Annotated in this window: 16 protein-coding genes and 2 pseudogenes; 3 read left to right on the top strand and 15 right to left on the bottom strand. The window is 36.7% G+C overall.

The genetic code is table 11. The features are described 5' to 3' along the window. Positions 1–94 precede the first annotated feature (94 nt). Positions 95–244 (bottom strand): hypothetical protein, encoded by a 150-nt coding sequence (locus ABEQ24_RS17045; RefSeq protein WP_430007905.1) that lies wholly within the window; start codon positions 242–244, stop codon positions 95–97. A gap of 149 nt (positions 245–393) precedes the next feature. Between ABEQ24_RS17045 and ABEQ24_RS17040 the strand changes: the two genes are divergently transcribed. Next, entirely contained in the window at positions 394–675 is a 282-nt protein-coding gene (locus tag ABEQ24_RS17040) for a hypothetical protein (RefSeq protein ID WP_430007904.1), read from the top strand. 158 nt (positions 676–833) lie between these two features. On the opposite strand, the gene ABEQ24_RS17035 is transcribed toward ABEQ24_RS17040, so the two are convergent. From ABEQ24_RS17035 to ABEQ24_RS17000, 8 genes and pseudogenes are all read right to left on the bottom strand, one after another. Next, complete coding sequence (locus ABEQ24_RS17035; protein ID WP_430007903.1) at positions 834–1,304, bottom strand: DinB family protein; 471 nt, start codon at positions 1,302–1,304, stop codon at positions 834–836. Between the two features lie 216 nt (positions 1,305–1,520). After that, entirely contained in the window at positions 1,521–1,679 is a 159-nt protein-coding gene (locus tag ABEQ24_RS17030; RefSeq protein WP_430007965.1) for a hypothetical protein, read from the bottom strand. Between the two features lie 63 nt (positions 1,680–1,742). Beyond that, positions 1,743–2,358 (bottom strand): annotated as a pseudogene (locus ABEQ24_RS17025) (cupin domain-containing protein); the annotation flags it as partial. A gap of 146 nt (positions 2,359–2,504) precedes the next feature. Continuing rightward, complete coding sequence (locus tag ABEQ24_RS17020) at positions 2,505–5,723, bottom strand: SNF2 helicase associated domain-containing protein (RefSeq protein ID WP_430007902.1); 3,219 nt, start codon at positions 5,721–5,723, stop codon at positions 2,505–2,507. Positions 5,724–6,042: 319 nt separating this feature from the next. Next, entirely contained in the window at positions 6,043–7,002 is a 960-nt protein-coding gene (locus tag ABEQ24_RS17015; RefSeq protein WP_430007901.1) for an alpha/beta hydrolase, read from the bottom strand. Between the two features lie 552 nt (positions 7,003–7,554). Beyond that, the gene (locus ABEQ24_RS17010) at positions 7,555–8,664 is read right to left on the bottom strand and encodes a phosphatidylglycerol lysyltransferase domain-containing protein (protein ID WP_430007900.1); all 1,110 of its coding nucleotides are present in this window, start codon (positions 8,662–8,664) and stop codon (positions 7,555–7,557) included. A gap of 298 nt (positions 8,665–8,962) precedes the next feature. Beyond that, on the bottom strand, positions 8,963–9,430 hold the full coding sequence (locus tag ABEQ24_RS17005; RefSeq protein ID WP_430007899.1) for a hypothetical protein: 468 nt from the start codon (positions 9,428–9,430) through the stop codon (positions 8,963–8,965). 154 nt (positions 9,431–9,584) lie between these two features. After that, positions 9,585–10,241: a hypothetical protein gene (locus ABEQ24_RS17000; protein ID WP_430007898.1), complete on the bottom strand. Its 657-nt coding sequence runs from the start codon at positions 10,239–10,241 to the stop codon at positions 9,585–9,587. A gap of 601 nt (positions 10,242–10,842) precedes the next feature. Between ABEQ24_RS17000 and ABEQ24_RS16995 the strand changes: the two genes are divergently transcribed. Then, the gene (locus ABEQ24_RS16995; protein ID WP_430007897.1) at positions 10,843–11,976 is read left to right on the top strand and encodes an ElyC/SanA/YdcF family protein; all 1,134 of its coding nucleotides are present in this window, start codon (positions 10,843–10,845) and stop codon (positions 11,974–11,976) included. A 118-nt stretch (positions 11,977–12,094) separates the two neighbouring features. Here the strand turns inward: ABEQ24_RS16995 and ABEQ24_RS16990 are convergent. The 6 genes and pseudogenes from ABEQ24_RS16990 to ABEQ24_RS16965 form a co-directional block, all read right to left on the bottom strand. Beyond that, positions 12,095–12,232: pseudogene (locus ABEQ24_RS16990) on the bottom strand (transposase); the annotation flags it as partial. 468 nt (positions 12,233–12,700) lie between these two features. Further along, entirely contained in the window at positions 12,701–13,588 is an 888-nt protein-coding gene (locus ABEQ24_RS16985; RefSeq protein WP_430007896.1) for a phosphatidylinositol-specific phospholipase C/glycerophosphodiester phosphodiesterase family protein, read from the bottom strand. Between the two features lie 21 nt (positions 13,589–13,609). Continuing rightward, positions 13,610–15,001 (bottom strand): metallophosphoesterase, encoded by a 1,392-nt coding sequence (locus ABEQ24_RS16980; protein WP_430007895.1) that lies wholly within the window; start codon positions 14,999–15,001, stop codon positions 13,610–13,612. Between the two features lie 92 nt (positions 15,002–15,093). Next, positions 15,094–15,822, bottom strand: a complete 729-nt coding sequence (tatC, locus tag ABEQ24_RS16975) for a twin-arginine translocase subunit TatC (protein ID WP_430007894.1) — start codon at positions 15,820–15,822, stop codon at positions 15,094–15,096. A 61-nt stretch (positions 15,823–15,883) separates the two neighbouring features. Continuing rightward, entirely contained in the window at positions 15,884–16,063 is a 180-nt protein-coding gene (gene tatA, locus ABEQ24_RS16970) for a twin-arginine translocase TatA/TatE family subunit (RefSeq protein WP_070874554.1), read from the bottom strand. Between the two features lie 150 nt (positions 16,064–16,213). Then, positions 16,214–17,842, bottom strand: a complete 1,629-nt coding sequence (locus ABEQ24_RS16965; RefSeq protein ID WP_430007893.1) for a PhoX family protein — start codon at positions 17,840–17,842, stop codon at positions 16,214–16,216. A gap of 724 nt (positions 17,843–18,566) precedes the next feature. On the opposite strand from ABEQ24_RS16965, the gene ABEQ24_RS16960 reads away from it, so the two are divergent. Then, the gene (locus tag ABEQ24_RS16960; protein ID WP_430007892.1) at positions 18,567–19,514 is read left to right on the top strand and encodes a DUF6454 family protein; all 948 of its coding nucleotides are present in this window, start codon (positions 18,567–18,569) and stop codon (positions 19,512–19,514) included. Positions 19,515–20,135: the final 621 nt, after the last annotated feature.

The following is a 20,135-nucleotide window of genomic DNA, read 5'->3' as shown; positions in this document are numbered from 1 at the left end:
CTGTCTCCCCCCTGTTCTTTAAATAGATGCGCGAATAAGAAATGACTTCATTCTCGCTGTTTAGCTTCACCTCATAAACTCCCACCATTTCATCTCATGCGTATTTCCTCATATATTCGTTTTCTTCAATAATTTCAACGACAGCCCTGTACCCGTCATCAACAGGTTCAACTGAAGGAATTTTATGTGGCGCAGAAAGATGCTCAGTAAAAAAATGCTGGATTGTTTCCAGTGTTTCTTTCATATTTCCAGTCCCTTTCTTTCCATCCTATTTTTGTTAAACTTTCCTCATTTATGGTTTTTATGAATTCAAAAGAAAGCTTTCTTTTTTCTACATAAGTTCTATCTGATCTGGAAATAGTAAAAACAATGTAAATAGAAAGGAGTTTTATCATGTATAAAAAATGGTTATCCCTGCTTATGGGTGTATTGGTCTCAGCTTTCCTTCTTGCTGGGTGTGCAACGAATGATGATCAGGATCCGGCACCTCCTGAAGAAGAACAAAATGAGGAAGAACCCGGCATGGATGAAAATGAGAATGGAAATGATGAAGTGCCAGGTGTAGATGAAAATGATACAATGAATAAAGATGATGAAAAAGATGCAGATCCAGACCCTGAAGATCCGATCGAAGATCCTGAAGATATGAATGATCCAGACAGAAAAGATGACTGATAAAAAAACTGCACCCCAAACGTTAGACATGATCTAACCTTTGGAGGTGCAGTTTTTTTATGGGCCAAAATTAAAGGTCGGGGGAGTACCTCAATCCGATTTAATGTGGTTAAAAAAAAGCATTTCATTCTCTAAAACAAACTGTTTATACATACGAATCAGCGTTGGGATGGCCATGACTCCTGCATTTTTCTGATTTGAATCATTTGACCCGTATGATAGGCGTCGTGAAGAAAGATATCCAGCAGTTTCCCTTCAAGACCATTTTTGTCAAGTTCTTCAACGGAAGTTTCACTTAGGATCTTTCTTAAATTGCGATGAGCGGTTTCAGCTCGTTCAACGACTTTTTTCCACTCCTTCTCGTCATTTGATTGTTCCGTGAGATAGAAGTTTTCGTCCCCGCTGAGATTTAGTGCCCAGTCACGGCCTTCCATGTTTGCGACAAGCCTCTCCTTGTAGTAAATGAGATGATTAACATTCTCCCAGATTGTTTTAGCTGCCTCTTCGGGGGGTCTCCAACTTGCTTGTTCTGCTGTGATTCCTTCCATTGCATGTTTAAGCGGAGCATACCAGCTCTCCTTATCAAATGTTGAATCGAGCACTTTTATAAGGAATTCAATTCGGTTCAATATTATCTCCTCCGTGAACTGTTATCATTTATTAAAACAGTAAACTTATAAAAACCGATTTTTTCTATACCCATCACTTCTATAATAAAAAGCATTTCTCCTCCATAAAGTGTCCTTGATTGTGGATATTACATTTTGTGTGTAAAAATAAAAAGGGCTGCCGATTCGACAAAACCCTAAACAATTTTTTAAGTATTGATTTCTAATTAAAGCCTTTTACATCTTTTTGCTTTGCTGAAGAAGTTTAGATTCTCCCGTACGTTCCCATTCTTCAACTGTTTCATATGCTTTTTCAGGGGAATACCCTTTCCCTACAAGAACTCCCATTAAAATAAATTCTTGAAGAATGTGCAGAGCATTTATTCCTCTTTTCACGTCCTCTAACCCTTCTTTCACTAAAAATTCCGTGTACTGTACCCATTCATCTGGAGTCTTGCCGTAAACAACTGTACTTCCATTGCTATGACCGCTATCCTTCTTCCGCAGCCTGTGCATCTGCTTTGGTCACATGAACGGTGCCAAATGGATGATTAGGTGGAGCATAAATCGAATATAGTTTCAGCGGTACATTCCCTGTATTGGTTACATTATGCCATGTTCCCGCAGGAATGAAGATCGCATCATCATCCTTAACATTCCTTTTAAAATTCAAGTCATTTCTGCTCTTGCCCATTTGTACGATCCCCTGCCCCTGTTCAATCCGGAGGAATTGATCAACGTCAGGATGCATTTCCAAACCGATGTCTTCACCAGCATTGAGACTCATTAAAGTCACTTGTAAATGGGTTCCTGTCCATAAAGCCGTCCGATAAGTATTGTTTTGCTTTGTTGCTTCATTGATATTTACGGTAAATGGGTTTGGTCCATAATCGGTTAATAATATATTCCGGTCTCCCCCATAAGGCTGAAAAGAATCAAATCTATTCTCATGCATGATTTCATTGGGATACATCCAGTAAACAGATTGTCTGCCATAGGTATTCGCCGGCCCATTCACATAATATGGGTATTGATTTGGATAATGATATGGATACATATAAGGGGCATAGTGCATTTTTCTCAATCCCTTCACAGTTTATTAAAATATCCTATGCACTTGTAAAGGGAGTGTACTTAGATCGGTACAGTTTCAACAAATAAGCAAAAGGATTTTTATAGACCATCGACTTACAGATTGATGCGCACTTCACCTAACTTTTTCTATATCTTCAATATTTCCCGAATATCCTCCTCGGTAAGAGCTGTAGACTCTTTCTCCTCAGGATCAATCATTTCTTCAATCAGCTGTCTCTTTTTCTCTTGCAGTTCATTCATTTTTTCTTCGATTGTCCCTCTGCTGACAAGCTTTATGACCTGTACAGAATTCTTTTGGCCAATGCGGTGGGCGCGGTCTGCAGCTTGCGCTTCGACTGCAGGATTCCACCAAATGTCATAGAGGATTACGGTATCGGCGCCAGTCAAGTTGAGACCTGTACCGCCTGCCTTCAAGGAAATGAGGAAAAAATCACGCTCGCCTGCATTATATCGATTGCAGATTTCCACACGTTCTTTTGAAGGAGTTTGTCCATCCAGATAGAAAAAGGGAATCCCTTGAGCAGATAAATTTCTCCCTATAAGCTCAAGCATTTTCGTAAACTGGGAGAAAATCAGCACCCTCCTTCCAGAAAGTCTGGATTCTTCTACAATCTGCTTCAGCTGTTCAAATTTCGCTGAGCTCCCTTTATAGCCATCCACAAATAAAGCGGGGTGACAGCAAATCTGCCGCAGCCGTGTCAATCCAGCCAGAATCTTGATCCGGTTTTTCCTGAGACTGTCTCTGTCCAGGTGTTTAAGTGTGTCATGCCGCAGCTTCGCCAAATAAGCAGCGTACAGTGTCCTTTGTTCAGGGTTCAGCTCCACTGAATCCGCCGACTCGATTTTTTCAGGAAGCTCAGCAAGAACATCCTCTTTTAATCTGCGAAGCAAAAAGGGACGGATCCTTCGTGCAATCTTTTTCCTTGGGAGGTTACTGTATTCCTTTAATCCAAGGAACAGTTCAGGAAAGATAACGTGAAAGATGGACCACAGCTCCTCCAGTGAATTCTCAACCGGTGTACCAGTGAGAGCGAAGCGACTTTCTGCCTTTATCTTCTTCACCGCTCTCGCTGTTTGTGTCACAGGATTTTTGAATGCTTGCGCCTCATCAAAAAACACTGTGTGAAAGGCTTTTTTCTCAAACATATTGATGTCTCTGCGCAGCAGCGGGTAGGAAGTAATGACAACATCCATATTCGCAGCGTGCTTTTGAACTTTGATCCTCTCTGTTTTATTGCCATCTATGACAACAGCTTCTAGATCCGGAGCAAATTTCATGATTTCACTAAGCCAGTTATACGTCAAAGAAGATGGACAAACTATAAGAACCGGGAGCTTTTTTTTACGAATGTCAGGAAGCTCAGATAGAATGTAAGTGATGCTTTGAATCGTTTTCCCAAGACCCATATCATCTGCAAGAATCCCTCCAAACCCGTAACCGGCAATGGTTTTCATCCATTGAAAGCCTTGCTTTTGATAGTCCCGCAAGATTGATTCTAAACTCTTTGGCACCTCATATTCCAATTTGCCCGGATTGCGAAGGTCTTCCATGAACTGAAGAAATGATTCTTCTAGTTTGAATGCATGATCTTGGGCAGAATCAAGAAGCTGAAGACCTTTGATAAGAGGAAAATCCAACCCGTTTTCCAGATTTTCATTTTGGACCGGCAGTGCATTCAGAAACCGGTTGATCTCTTCAAATTCCCTTGTTTCAAGTGACATGAGCGATCCATTCCGCAAACGATAATACTTGCGTTTTTCCTCCAGAGCCATTAATATCTCACGAATTTGTTTTTCAGAAATGCCATCCATTTCAAATTTAAACTCAAGCCAATTGGTCCGCTCTTTTTTTACTCTTACCCTGACTTTGGGACGTGAATTCTCTCTGAAAATCCGGTTCCTAACAGCAGTAGTTGCATATAGCTGAACAGACTTTTGAAGTTTGGGTACGGCATGGTACAAAAACTCATACTCAAGCTCTTCATTATGCAGAAAATATCCGCCGTCTGTTTTTGCAAATAAGCTATCCTCCATTATCTCGAGAATCTCATCTTCTTTCTCCACATCCCTTATAATCATAGAGCCTGCAGGAAGTTCACGCCTTTCCAATGGGTTAATGACAAAGTGTTCATAATGAAACTCAAGTCCCGCCAGCAGGCGGTTTTTCACACGATCCAAATATAGCTTGGGTATTAAAGGTGTTTTTATTAACTTCTTTGAAACCGCATCAGAGATCTGGACATTCCCCAGTCTTCTCAAACCTGGTACCGCTTTTCCCATAAAAAAATCTAATTGCTCAAGTGGTATCGGAATTTGATTCGTTCCCGAAGCGTCAAGCATCTGTTTTAAGTCTGAAAGACGTTTACAGTCCTCTTTTTTCATCTGGACTAGCTTTCCTTCATATAGAACAGACCTATATGAATTCAGTATAACCATTCGTTTCAGCCCATTGATAGTCAATTGAAAGCCTTTGCCCTCCGCTTCAGAAAAGGCAAACTGTAAAGAAAGTGGTTCGTTCATTAAACGAAGGCCCTCATATATATTCCCGTTATACTGAAGCTTCACTATAGGCGCTTTCGCAAGTAAAGGACGAAGCCTGTCCCATGAAGACGGTGGAATCAGCAAGATCTCCTGATTGGTTAGATCATTTGATTTTCCGGGCAGCTCATCCATATACACCTTTTCATCATAAATAACTTGTATGAGCTGCTGAATCACAGCATCTGTATCATTTTGAAAACAATGAAGGTTTGGATCATACTTGAATGATTTTGATAGCAGGCAAGGCATACCAGCTTTCACTTGCTCAAGAAAATGACGGATATTTTGCACTTGTTCCGGACCGATCTTAAGCTGTATTCCAAACATGTTTTCGTTTTCAGATATCTTGATGGGTTTACAAACAAACTCCGCACCAAGCACCTCTCTTTTTTCAAAGTGAAGCTGATGCCTGCTTGACCGGATAGGGTTATCATTAAATATGGTCAGCAAGCCCTCTGTCAGTGCTTGATTTCCTAAAGAATCAGAGTGCAGAACACTTGATTCAGCAGGATGTGTTCCTTGTCGCTGATGCTCATAAATCGCCAGTAAAACGGCAGCAATATGCTGACAATCCTTTTGAAAGGAAGCAAGCGCTGGACAGCTGCACTTTGCCTGTAAGTCTCCGCTCTCATCCTTTTTAATCACCACATGAAAATCTTCCTTACCTGTAACCGTGGCTTTACAACCATCCAGGTCATAATGATCAAATTTCACATGATTCCCGCGATAAAAAGAGTCTCCTTTTTTGAAGGAGACAGTTCCACATCGATCTTTAATGATTTTTTCATTTAATTTACTATTCAAATGCTAAACTCCTTCTTGAAGGTAATTCTCATTTATAATTAAGGATTGTTTATTTGGAATGATTGTTTAAAGAAATTTACGTTAAGAATTCTTTGTTATAATCAATTATTATAATTGTATCATTTTGCAGGAGTGTTATCATGCCATGTCATGCTATAAGAAATAAATTCTCTCTTTTCGAAACTTCCTTTTTTTTTTATAAACAGTTTTTTCAAAATGCTGTTTTGGCATAGATTGTTTTAAATGATTAATGTTTTCCGTTCCTTTCCGCTTCACTTATGGCTCTAAACATATCTGTTCTTACAACAACAAAGTTTCACTAAAAAGAGCCATTCAAAATGAATTCATTAACATGATCGGATAATTCCTTATACCGCGTCCAATGGAGATAGTGGTGTCCTTCTAAGATAACGAGTTTATTTTCAGCAGCGTTTCTTAATTGCGTTTGGTAAAACGTTTTATTGGATCGGCCTTCTTCATTTGCTTCCTTTTTATCCGGTGTAAAGATCATGACTGGAATAGTCGGAGGAAATGCCAGATCCTTTGTTTTTTTTATATTATTCCTTATTTCATTTGCTTCATTTACGACACTTTGATTATAGCCTTTCCAGGCAGAAATGGTTTTGGTCAACTTTACATTTTCTTCAGAATAAGTCCCTTTATGTGCTATCGGCAGGAACTCATCAGGAGTTATAGATAATGCCAGTCTTGTTATACCAGTCCGGGCAGCAAAGCTCGTATACTTGGGCAAGGTTGGAGGAGATTCATTGAAATACTCAAAAGCCTTCGGCAAAGTTAAATCGATCCCTATAATCCCTTTAATTTCTTCTGGATATTTATTGGCGTAATACATCGTATAGATTCCGGAAACGGAGTGGGGCATTAATATATAGGGTCCTTCAATATTAGCCTTCTTTAGAGCTATTCTTAATTCTTCAACTATGTTTTCCACTGTCCGCTTCTTAGTTGTCAGATCACTCCAGCCGTATCCAAAAGGCTCTGCAACTACAATTTTGCTGTGCTTAGCCATCTCATTAATCAAAGGTTCAAAATCCAGCACTGGTGCCGCCGTTCCCAGGCCGCTTAATAAGACAATGGTATTTTCACCCTCACCTTTTGTATAGACATGCATGTTCATGCCGTCCACTTCAACCAATTCCCCTGGTGCTTGGTACTTTTTCTGCTCAAATAGAGTCATAACATGATGGAAAATAAACCAAAGAAAGAGAACTGCTGCTATGATTAATAGAATATTTCTCGTTATCTTTTTTATTTTCATATTTTTCACTGCTTTCTTATTAGATCTATCGATTATAATTCCGTACTTAATGCAGGATTTCTTTTCTAATCTGATCGTTTAATTATCCATCCTCCTTATCCTTTTTCATGTTTATTTTACAGAATGAAGGTTAAAATCAGGTTCTATCAAAGGTTAAATTTCATTTAAAAAATGGTTAAGTACAGCGCTTTCTATTTTTGTATTTACTGTAAATTCATAGATTCCATATCTAAAAAAATTTAGGATCATTCAGATTTAGGGGAAAAGAGCAGCGATAAAAAGACTAACTGGTTCAGCCGATAGGTGCAAACCGCAAATAACATATCAACAAAAAAGCATACTAATCCGCAAAAGAATTGGTATGCTTTTTTGTTGATATATAAGGGCTTACTAGTAATTCCTGTGCATATTTAACGCTGTTTATTACCCTGTGTATTACAACACAATAGAAAAGGAACTCCACCTTGATATGGAGTTCCCTCAGTTCTTCAATTATCGCGCCCGTTTGTTGAAAATTCTTAATTCAAATTTATTAAGTAATATATGCTTTATTTATCCCGCTTTTTTAAACAAATACTTAATCTTATCTATTACATACTTTGGATGAGGCTGGCTGTTAATTAATAAAAGTAATTGAATGATGACAATTGGCAGGAAGGATTTTTTGTATGCTAAATACTTCGGTTCCCACGTGCAGGCAAATTTACTTTTAAATTCTTTCAGCCCTTTAAATTTATAAAATGAATTTCCGTGAAGAAAGGCTACCCGTGCCAACTTTTCTTTTTTAAAAGAAAATGGACTATCCCCGACATGTGCAAGAGGCGCCATCCCTAAGCTGCAGTGCTGATAGCCTCTTTCTTTCGCCCATTTAAAGATGTGAATAAATAAAACATCCATCGTTCCATGAGGGCTGTTGAAAGACTTCCTCATTAAATCAATAGTCATAGTTTTCTTATAATCGTTCGCCAGTGTCGCGAACGCTACGATATTTCCCTCTGGGTCCGATAACAAAGCAATTGGAAAACAAGAAACATACTCATCACTAAACGATACGACTGAAAAACCCTTTTCCTTTTGATTCCCTAGCCATGAATCCGAAATCACTTTAAGCTTCGACAGCAATTCATTGGAATATGGCGGATTCATAACCTTAAATGTGTAAGAATTTCGGTTGAATTTATTAAGCCTCGTCCGCAGCTTTGCCCCCTGTTTTCCTTCAAGGGTAAATGCATCGAGATTGACAATCGCCACTTCCCCTAATTTGAGGAACCGATATCCTGTGTCATGATAATAGTGCATGAATCGAGGGCTAATTTGATAAAAAACAGGTGTAAGTCCTAAGCTTTTACTATACATATTAAATTCTCTAATGGCCGCTTGAATAGATGATTCTTCGCCAATCGGGTCACCGAGAATAACCAACTTATTTCCAATTTCCTTATATGCAATTAAAACTTTTCCATCCTGCGCCCAGTACACATCTTTATCTTGCAGCAAGATGAGGTGTGACAGATGGTTTCCGCCTTTTTCTTCTAAAAAAGGAATAATCCGCTTCATTTCAAGCTCTTCGTAAACTGAAGAAAATCTCTTGTTAACCCTATATAAAAAATAAATTACAAAACCAATAGTTAAAATAAAGAAAAAAATTGTCGTTTCAATCATTAAGGTAAACCTCCTGATAAAATTCACCTTTATAAAGATAACATACAATTACTTGAATAAATAGAGAATTTCTTTTCTGGAAGTTTTAACATTCTGAAAATATATAAGTATCTCAATAGTTATGTGATATTTTGGGAAAATCCTCAATTTCGGAAATTCTTAAATAAATGTTATCAAAATGTTATATTTTTGTTCAAACCTCATTTTTACTTCGTTACAGAAATGCTGCCCGATTCGCCAATAAGAAAAGGCGATCCACTTTGCAGCAATCGCCCACGATTGTTAAAGATCCTGAACTCTATGAGTTATCTTCTACCCATACTATTGAACTCATTAACTTCCTTCCAAGTTCTATTATTTTCGTTTTAAATTCAAGGTCTAAATCTTCCACTTGATCTTGAGTTTTACTAAGTTCTTGTTCTAGCTCTCGTTCTAGTTCTTCAGAATCTTCTTCTATGCACCTTATATTTAATTTTATTGAACGGAGATATTCCTCTATGCCTTTGATATAAAGCAAATGAAGTTTTTGAATTTCCTGAGACTTGATTTGATAAACTTTCAGTTCTTTAAGAAAAGGCTGGTAACTTAAAATAGTATCTCTAGCTATTTCTTTGAATTCTTCATCCTCAATATGATCATCATCCAATGTATCTTCATATGCGGTTGATAGTAAAGCATCTATGTTATTCCACTCACTTACAACTTCTGCATACTCCTCATACTCTTTTTGCTTATCTAAGATAAATCTAAGACCTTTTTTTCTCATATGTCATCTCCAATTACTATTTCTATCAAATATCGGTCATGCTTATTCAACAATCCTGCAATGTTCCTCAATATGAAAAGGCAATCACACTAAAATTTGTATGCTGTTTTTTTGCTAAGGTTCAATCCATCAAAGAGAGAGAATAAATCTTCATTTAGTTTGATTTATTTCCAATTAGACAGGTATTAACCGGGTCTACTGCATTAGAGAAGATATCAGAATGAAATGCAACAAATTGCAAACGCGTCTCATTGCAATCTCTAAATAATATAGTCCAATTGTCGTTTTCAATCTTTACTAATTTTGTATTTTGTTGAATTATTTTTTGACCCAAAAGCGTACCGAATATTGAGGGATCGTCAATGCAGAACGGTAAGTGTATTTCCATTTGATTAATTCGTGTATGATTTTCTTCCGATACAACATCTCTTCTTTTTTGTAATTCTACTTTTACCTTCCAAGGTGTAGAGATAAAAGTTCTCCGTACATCTTCATTAACTTTCAAACCCAAATTTTTAGCTCTTTCAATAATCTGATCATAGTCTGTTGAATCCACTAAAAATCCAATATGATCAAAAATGTCTCTATTACCATAACCAAATGTAATATTTGTTTGCCCTTTTACCATTTCAATAATTCTAAACTTTATAGCTTTCTGCCTAAAATCGCTCCATTGTAAAGGAGGGTTGTATGCTTCAAATTTTTCATTATTCCTACCGACTCTTAAAGTCACCTTAAAATCTAATTTACCGTAAAACTTTTCCATCTCTTCCACTTTATCTGTCCACCAGTGATAATGAAATAAATACATTAATATCTCCTCTCAATAATTAATTCTTTTACATTCTTATCTATTAATTACAGCTTACGTGTTCTAAAAACTAATGGCTTCAGTGGTTTGGATGAATTACTATACTACTTTAGATGTATAGAGGGATTTAGCATATCACTTGTTAAATGAAAATTGCAGCAATTGCCACTGATTGTTGAACAAGCACTACTTCAACATTTTTAATGGAGTATCATCGAAAGGGAATTCTTTTCCTTTAATTTTTCTTTTCAATTCTTCTATTAAATGAATAGCTATTGCCAAATTAGATAGGAATGAGTAGCCCTTGACCTTGGAAATTATCAGGTTACATGTACCCATCCAGGGACTAAAATAACATCGTAGTATTGATAAATTTTATCAACCAGAAAGTAAGTTTCATGGTGCATAAAGCATTTTCAACTCAATCTAGATCATATAGAAATATTAGTATTTTGAAAAACAAATTTGTTTGATAGTAACAGAAATGAATGTTATTACAATAAATTTACCTCAAATCAATGAGAACTTAACAAATCCCTGTTACTTTGGTATAAGTGCTTAGGCACTGTTAATAAAATAATCAAAGTGAGGGATAACAACTATGAATAAATTAAAGAAAAAGATGGGACTAACTCTCGCTGCTGTTCTCACTGCAACTGCATTAACTACTGCATATGTGACGACAGAATCCTCAGCTGCACCATCAGAAGATGTAAACGTCATAAAAAATGATGAACCTACTTCAGATCGGATTGATCAATTGAAAGAGATAGCCATGCATTTTTACTGGCATGGAGGAGATATTCAAAAAGCAGAAAAAGAAATATTTAAGGGTATAACGCTCAAAGGTAAATTTGATGTTGTGGAAAACGCATTTAAAGAAGCTACAATTATTGATCCCCATAATAATCATTTAAAGATTTCACTTGCATCCACACAAATCATACAGAAAAAAATACCAGAGGCTCTCCAAACTTACAAGCAGGTACTAAATTTAGATCCTAACCATTTTAATGCGAATTTACTCTATGGAATCTATTCAAAAGTTAATGGTGACGAAAAATCCTATAAAACTTCAATTACTAATCTAAGACAAATCGATACATCAAGAACAAAAGAATATCTCCAAAAGTTTGAAACTACAGAAAAAATAATCGATACAAAATTAAACACTGCAGTTCCAGAACAGTTACCTCAAAAAGACCATGCGATTATTATCCTAGGATATGCTCTTGCGGATGATGGTACGATGAAACAAACACTGATTGATCGTTTAAAAACTGGTCTTGAAGTTGCAAAAAAATACCCTAACTCTAAAATAATCGTTTCAGGTGGAGTACCAAAACAGGGAGTAACTGAAGCGGATGCCATGAGCAAATGGTTAATCTCACAGGGAATCGAAAAAGAAAGAATCATCCTTGAAAATAAATCAACTGACACCGTTGAAAACGGACTATTCTCAACAGCCCTACTAGAAAAAGAGGGGTTAAAAGATGTCACACTTGTAACAAGTGCAAGCCACATGAGAAGAGCTTTGACTGTATTTAAAGAAGCGAGCGTCCTTGAAGATAAAATGAACGGAAAGAATAGTCAAAGAGACTTTACGAATATGGTTCAACTTGATTATCCATCAATTGAGGAAGCACAGAAGGTCACGAAAGACGAGTCGATGGTTATCTACCGTGACCTCATCAGAACTTCAGGAATCTGGCAATATCCTGAAATGCAAAGGTAAATGTATTTTTTATATCACATTATTAAAGGGAGTTGCCTAATTTTCTTGGGCACCCCTTTTTAATTGAATATTACAGACGCAATAAATTGACAGTAAATAGCCTGAGTTTAATGTCCAGCAAGCTACTACGCTTCAATTGACCAGGTGTTGATCTTCCTTCCCATTCTAGAATTTGAATAATTTGGCTCACACTTCGGTTTGGAAATTCACGTCTAAGAAGTATCGCTTATTCTAGAAGATGAGAAGGGATGGCTTCGCTACCTAACAAATGATATTAATGTTTAGAATATAGTATATTTTGTAGAGTGACAATAAAGTGTTTAAATTAATTGTTACAATTACAATAATATAGATTAAAACTTTCTCCTTGAAGACGGCCTTGCTAAAGCCAGCCCAAAAAAGAGGTCCATCTGTGACCAGAAAGGTTTTTCCTGACAAATTAAAAAGAGGTGATTTCACCTCTTTTCTTTGTTCGTTTCTTCATCAAAACTTATAACCAAATCAAACCATCATAACCGGTTGTTTTTGACTTTTTATAATCTGTATAAACCGTGGTTATTAAGGGTATAAAACAAGAAAATTGTCCGTTGACAAGACAGTACCTACATTAGTGTAATGAAAGTCCCTACACGTACCCCTCCCATTCAACTTTGCTTTTTCCCACTCTTTAAATAAAACGAGCCTGACTATTAATCAAGCTCGCCATTTGCTGAATTTCAATCAACTACCAGTTGATATGTTTTTCCGTTTGTTGGGGGTCATTTTCGTTCAAGTACTTTTGCAACTCTGGCAGATCGTCAGTATTGATAAGATCCACGCTAGATTTTAAGAGCTCGTCCCATATGGCTTTTCGGTTAGGGAGTGGCAAATCTGGTGTTGCCCAAAAACGGACGATCTGCCCGTTTTTATGTGCCGTTGTAACTATGTTGTTCAACTTCTCGCGCTCATTCTGCGGCATCTCGCCGTACCCCTGCCAAGTGAAATGCTTTGTCCAATTGTCGCTGATAACTGGCATGAAATTGTTGGAGACATCAGAACCGAGGTCGCTCATCCGGCCATCATAAGAGGCAAAGCGTACGCGCTGGTTTTCCATTAGTTCACGCGGGCGGTTGCCAGAAATTATTACGGTAACGTTGTTCGGCTTAACTCCATTATCCGTAAACTTTGTCAGCACTTTATTGTACTTTTTTAGCTGTTCATGAATGGCGAGATATGTTGCTTCATCTTCAGATTTGATATCAATCCATAGAAGAAAATCCTGGTCATATCCTTTATAAATTGTCCCTTTATTATTTTTGATACGTTCACTCAATGGTTTTAGGTATAGAGATTCCAGCGTACGTCCGGGTTTTACATCAATTTGATCATGAGCTACAAGCAACTCACCATCTTCGAGCCACACATCGGCTTCTACAGAGGTAAATCCATGATCAAGGGCATCAAATAGTGGACGGTCATGCTCATAATCGTTATGGGCGTGCGCTTTTGCTAGCGGCACTACAGTCGATTTCCCAGAATAATCTTCTTCTCGTTCGTCAGCTCCTGCAGGAACAGCGGGAAGAATCACTCCAATCAAAAACATAGCAATTATTAATACTGTAATGTTTCTCAAACTAAATCCTCTCCTTTTTTATTATGTTAAAATCTCTTCTTTTACTTCCTCACTTAATGTTTTACCTAATACTTTTAAAGAATTAGCACTTACATGGTCATATGCATCAAGAGCATGTACTTCAATTTCATATGTTGTATTAGGCTTTAAACCATCTATCGACAGGGATAATGGATTAGGTACTGGATCTTTGTAGAATTCCGAAAAGGCAAGAAATTGCTTGGCTGCTTCTCCTGTATCTGCGTTCCTTGCCACTACTTTATAGTCGTGAACTAAAAGAGTATCTTTTGCCTGAGTAAACATAATCGTTAAAGCAGTAGCCGTGGTATTTTCATGAACGATAGAAAGCATTGAATCTTTCGTAAAGAAAGGTGCCTTTTTGTCTCTGTCTTCTGTATATTTAAAGGTTTTCTTTTGCGCTGGATAGCTGATTTCAAATGGTTCCCCGGTCCAATCATTGTTATGAATATCGCGTCGCTTAACCATCACTTTATTGTTATAAACCTCTACAATCAGAGCCTGGTTGAGGATATCGGCGTCTTCAGGCACTTCCCCTTGGATCCTTCCATCATCAAGCCACATATAGGCACCTGTAGAAGTCCCTATAGAAGTAAAATCTTTTTGATGAATGATTCGAGGATTATCTAATGGATAATGGGTGTGACCGGAAAACGCAATAACTTGCGGATATTCTTTCAACGTATCATAAAAGAGGTCTCTATTTTTAGCGAAGCCCCATTGGCTTCCATAGATCGTCCCTGTGATGGGATAATGATGGAAAACAAAAATCGGTTTTTTCGAATCATCTGCTTTTGCTTGCTTTAACTGTTTACCTAACCATTCAATTTGCTTTACCGAAAAGGTTTCATCATCTGCACCATCTTCGCAACCAAGAACAATAAAATGATAACCTTGGATTGTCCTATGATAGTAAATCGATTCCATTCCCGTATTTTCTAGAAAACGTTTTTGAGAATCAGCTATCGATAATCCGTTATAGTATTCGTGATTTCCGATTGCAAGCAAAGAAACGGCACGTGATTTTTTTTTCGCATTATAAGCAGTCATAAACTTATCGTATTCTAGTGATAATCCATATTCTGTTAAATCTCCAACAACCACAAATGCATCTTGCTTAGGAGCCACTTGATTCAATTGTTCCATAGTAGAGACAAACTTTTCTAGGTTTTTATCATTGTGATCTACTACATGTATATCACTGATAACTGGAAAAACTAAATTGGGTTTACCGTGATGACCGCTATATTTTGATTCAGCCTCTACATTAAGGCCAGTTAGTGAGTTTACTAGAGATAAACCTAGAGTAGCCCCAGCAATCTTTGTTGTACCTTCCAGAAAGCTGCGTCGATTTATTGCCTTTTCAAAGAAATTATTTGATTGGTTGTTTTTCAATGTCTCTACTCCCTGTTCACAAGTAATTTTCTATATATTTTTTTGTAAATTTCAGTAAAAAGTCTAGCTCATGACGCAACTGAAGATCTTTTTCATGCAGAAAGGCTTTCGGTCTTCAGTAATTTTTTTCTATAGACAAAGGATGACAAATTGATGCTAATTTCATAGATTAAGACAAGCGGTACCAATACCAGTATGTCAGAAATTAAATCTGGAGGTGTAATTAACACAGACGTTATGAGTATAACAAAATATGCAATTTTCCTAGATTTCTTTAACATCTGTGGATTTAATATTCCTATAGCGGTTAAGAATAGAATGACAACAGGCAGTTCAAACAATATTCCAAAAGGAACGGTTAAGCTAATCAGAAAACTAAAGTACTTTTCGGACGTATAAAATTGCTGAAAACCTTCTCCTGCTAATTCTTGCATGAATGATAGAACAATAGGAAAAACAAGAAAATAGCCAAAGGAAATTCCTAGAATAAATAATAAAAATAGTGCTGGAATCAGCATAAAGGTTGCTTTTCTTTCATGCTCTTGAAGCGCAGGCAAAACAAATCGCCAAACATGGTATGCCGCTAAAGGGATGGTAAGAGCAATCGAACAGACGGCTGATATCTTGAAATAAATCCATAAAACATCTCCTGGTCCAAGTAAGGCGAGCTTAAATTCTAAGTCTTTACCCAGCCAACTATAAATTCGCTCCACAAAAGCAAACGACAAAGCGAAAAAGACCAAAAAACTTCCTAGAATATAGATAATTCTTTTTCTCAATTCTTCTAGGTGTTCTGTTAATGCAACTTCCGGATCTCTCATGTTTTTCACCTCTTTAATGAAAAAGAAAAGAGAAAAGAATCTCATTTTCTCTTTTCAATAATTAAAATTTTTCGTCTTCCTTTTTAGAGTCTGAAGATACTAAATCCTTTGTCGCATTTTTAAATTCTTTTAAGGTGTTACCGAAAGCACGTCCAACTTCAGGCAGTTTTGATGGACCAAAAATAATAAGTGCAATGACTAAAATAAGAATCAGCCCTGGGATACCGATGTTTTGTATCATTTCATTTTCGCTCCTTATCTTTAAAAAAATTAATCTTATCGAACTGAAACGCCTTCCCTGACATAGGAGATTTAGCCTTCCTTATAAACAAGTTTAATGAGGCTAGTATTGAGCTTATCTGGGGTGAATTAGGCGCATACACTTTTCTTTTTAAAATCCTGTAATAACAACAACAGCTGGTCGTGGCATTTTGTCATCGCTGCGATGCGGCCATTTGCTTGTAGGGTATGCAAGGTCTTCTGTTTCTTCACCTGGATGCTGGATAGAAAGGAATAGAGCTTTCTCATCAGGAGTAAAACAAGGCCCGGTTAATTCTGCCTCAACTGGGGCAGAAGCAAATTGGAAAGCTTCTCCTTCGTTTTTCCCTTCAGTAGGGATTACAAATAAACCGTTATTGCCGAATGGCTCCCAAATTTTTGTGTTAACACTTCCGCTTGAAATATCTGTAACTGTCCATAGGTTTCCATCTTCGTCGAATAACAGGTTATCTGGTGCACTAAATCCGCTTTGAATACCTCCAGCTGCAAAGATGGCAAACTGGAATTCCATTGACCCGTGATCGTTATCTTTTTCAAAGAAACGAGTAATATGACCATGAAAGTTCCCATGATTACTGTTATTTGTATGTGCAATAAAGATTGAACCATCAAACGGACTGATTTCTAAGTCTTCTGGGCGATCTGTAGGTGTTCCGCCTAAAAGGAGGGCTGCATCGTGGCAGTTTACAAGAACATCTGCCTGTGTTTGGAATTTTTCAAGCAGTTCAGCGTTCCCTTTAGCTGCTTTTTGAACTGCTTCAATCGTTAGAGCTACCCATCTTCCTTCTCCAAAATTAGCTGCATAAAGAGTTCCTTCTTCTAATAGTTTCGAATTTTCCTTTCCATTTTTTTGATTATATTTATTTTTACTAATAAATTTATAGACACAGGCATCTCTTTTATCATCGCCCATGTACACAACAACTCGGTTATCTTTTGAAAGACCCATGCATGTATTTTCATGATTAAAGCGGCCTAAAGCTGTGTGCTTGCGAACTTGATAGGCAGGATCAAATGGATCCACTTCGATTACCCAACCATAGTGTGTTTCGTCTAAGTTTGCCGATTCGGATGTGGATTCATAGTTTTCTTCACAGGATAAAACCGTGTTCCAAAGTGTCTTTCCGCCAGAACAGTTGGCAAATGTACCTTGAACTATTTCTGCTCCGTTAACAGCTTTTGATCCTTTTGCAGGTCCGGTTAAAGCGAAAGGAGTTAGTCCTGTTACGCGGCGGGCATATTCAGATGCCGTATCCATTTTCCATCCATTTCTGTCTTTATATACTTCGATAATCGAACCGCCTTGATTATAAAGCATCGTTTTTATCTGTTCGGAGTTGTATCCGCCCTTAATTGTTTGACCGAAAACAAACAAGTCTGAGATATATTCATGATTTACCCATAACAATCCTCGGTTCTTTTCATCTTCATATGGAAAATAAAGAGTAAAATCGTTATTGTATCCGAATGTATCTCCTTTTTGATTAATCTTGTCGCCATATGCAGCAATAACATCATATTTATAGCCCTTTGGAAGAACAAGATCATCCTTTTTTGTTGGTTCGATTGGCTGGAATTTTAATGGTCCTCTTTTTGGCCTTTTATATTCTGGATAGTGAAAAGGAGCTTTTGATTCAGCAGTTTTTACTAATCCATCAAGTCCTGTACTTGCTGCTGCTAGTGCAACAGTGCCAGTTCCTAGGTAAGTTAAAAATTTTTTTCGGTTCAATACTGGGGACATTTATTAGCACCTCTTTCTGTTAGTTATGCAAATCAAATGATAGAGAAAAATAATTAAGCTACATTTAAGGAATTGTAAAGATTTCTATTTTATTATTTTAAGGAATATAATCCTAGAATTAATCTAATAAGAAAGTTCCCATCTACTTATAATTCTCCCGAATTTTACAAAAATAATTTAAATTAAGGGTATAAATACGGGGTTATATAGTCACTTTTGATGGATTATTTAAGTTGAGAAACCTTTTAAAATGTAAAATCATTAAGTATTTTGTAAGATTTCTTGTCGAAATTTAAGGAAAGGTATTCTTCTTAAAGTTTATATATGATTTAAGTAAATTCTATTCTGCTCTTATTCTATTTGTGTTAACAATATGTCTGTACTGGATAATACACATCTAAGGAGTGGGAATATTGGAATTCAGGATTCTGTTAATGAGAGAAGCTGAAAAAGGATGAAGGAGACGAGGAAGAAAAACGAAGATGTGGAGAAAATGATCCATAACTTCTGCTCTAATCATTCAATAAATAAAGATTGCTGTCAGAAATGTCCGCTGGATAGGAATTTAGTAGAGAATATGATTAATAGAAATGAGAAGTTTGTTAGAAAGGGTATGGTAAACACACTTCTGAGGTAATAGTAACATCCAGTTGATAAACATTTTACTGCCTGAATAACTTAAAAACTTTTATAAATCAATACTTACAAATGAGGAGAATGGATGATGAAAAAAGTAATTTTTGCACTAGCTGCCGCTCTAACTATTGGAACTGTAACAACAGCGTTTGCATACCCTGATGCGCTGAATTCCGGTAAAGAAGGTGAACAGCTTGCAGGAAAATTCCAACAACTAACTCGCAATAATGTTTGGGAACAGAAAGAAAAAGTTGATCTGCAATTTAACACATATCATCCACAAGGAATGACGAAAGTCGGAGACTTGTACTACATGTCTTCTGTAGAAATCATTGAAAAAACGGTAAAATACGAACAGCCTCGTGATGGTTACGACCGCACACCTGGTAAAGGAATCGGTCATCTATTTGTATTTACCAAAGAAGGAAAGCTCTTAAAGGATATTAAGCTTGGTGAAGGTAATATATACCATCCTGGAGGAATCGCATATGATGGTAAGTCAATTTGGATATCAGTTGCTGAGTACCGCCCAAATAGCAAGTCAATCATTTATAAAGTAAATCCAGAAACGATGAATACCCAGGAAGTGTTCCGCACGAATGACCACATTGGAGGAATACTTCGTGATGGAAAACAAGGACCTCTAAAGGCTGTAAGCTGGGGTTCAAGAACGTTTTATGAGTTTAATGAAAAAGGAAAAGTGCTCCGTAAATCAAATAATTCTAGCCACTTTATTGATTATCAGGACTGCGAGAATGCAGGAAAAGACAACATGATATGCAGTGGTATAACTGAATTGCCACAGCAAGGAAGTTCCCATGCTAAATATGAATTGGGCGGACTAGCCTTATTGGATATAAAAACAATGGAAATGGTCCACGAACTGCCTATTACTCTATTTTCTGACAAGGGACATGTTGTAACACGCAATCCAGTATTTCTTGAAAATAAAAAACAGGGTTTAATAATGTACACTGTACCGGATGATGATCAATCCTCTATGCTAGTGTATGAAACAATTGTCAGTAAAAAATAAACTATAATAGGTAGAATACCTGCAAATGCAATTGAATATCCAAAAGGAAGACTTGTTGACACGGTTAAAAGCAAATAAAGAAGCAGTGTTAAGAGCTTACATCTCATGCAAGCTCTTAACACTGCTTCTAATAGGTCACATTAATAAAAAATCTTATTAAGCATCTTTGATAATTGGTTTTGGATCATTTAAATCATCCGTTTGTTATATACATTAGTGTTTCGGGAAATATATATGAGTTTGTCTATATCTAACTAAATTTGTTCAAATGTTTTATTTAACATTTTACTTATATCCTTCAATAAATTAAGTATATTTTTACCATTTGTGTATAAAAAATCATATGTTTTATGTAAAAATAAGGATTATTATTAGTTCTAAGATACAAATAGGAGAATCTAAAGATTCTCCAATAGTAACTATTTAGTCTAAAATTAGGTTCTATGTATATAGGATTAGCCTTCCAAAGAATAGACCGATCCTAATGACCGTATCTGCAACAGTCATTACGCTATCACTACTTATTTTCTCGTATAGTGCAGATACAGTAACGTTAAGTATACAAGATATTGTAGTCATCGGAGGGATGGTAACATCAATCTTAAACAGCTGTAACACCTT

The sequence above is a fragment of the Metabacillus idriensis genome, from assembly GCF_050483325.1.
In the GTDB taxonomy this organism is placed as follows: domain Bacteria; phylum Bacillota; class Bacilli; order Bacillales; family Bacillaceae; genus Bacillus_P; species Bacillus_P idriensis_A.
This window is presented reverse-complemented; position numbering and strand designations above follow the sequence as displayed.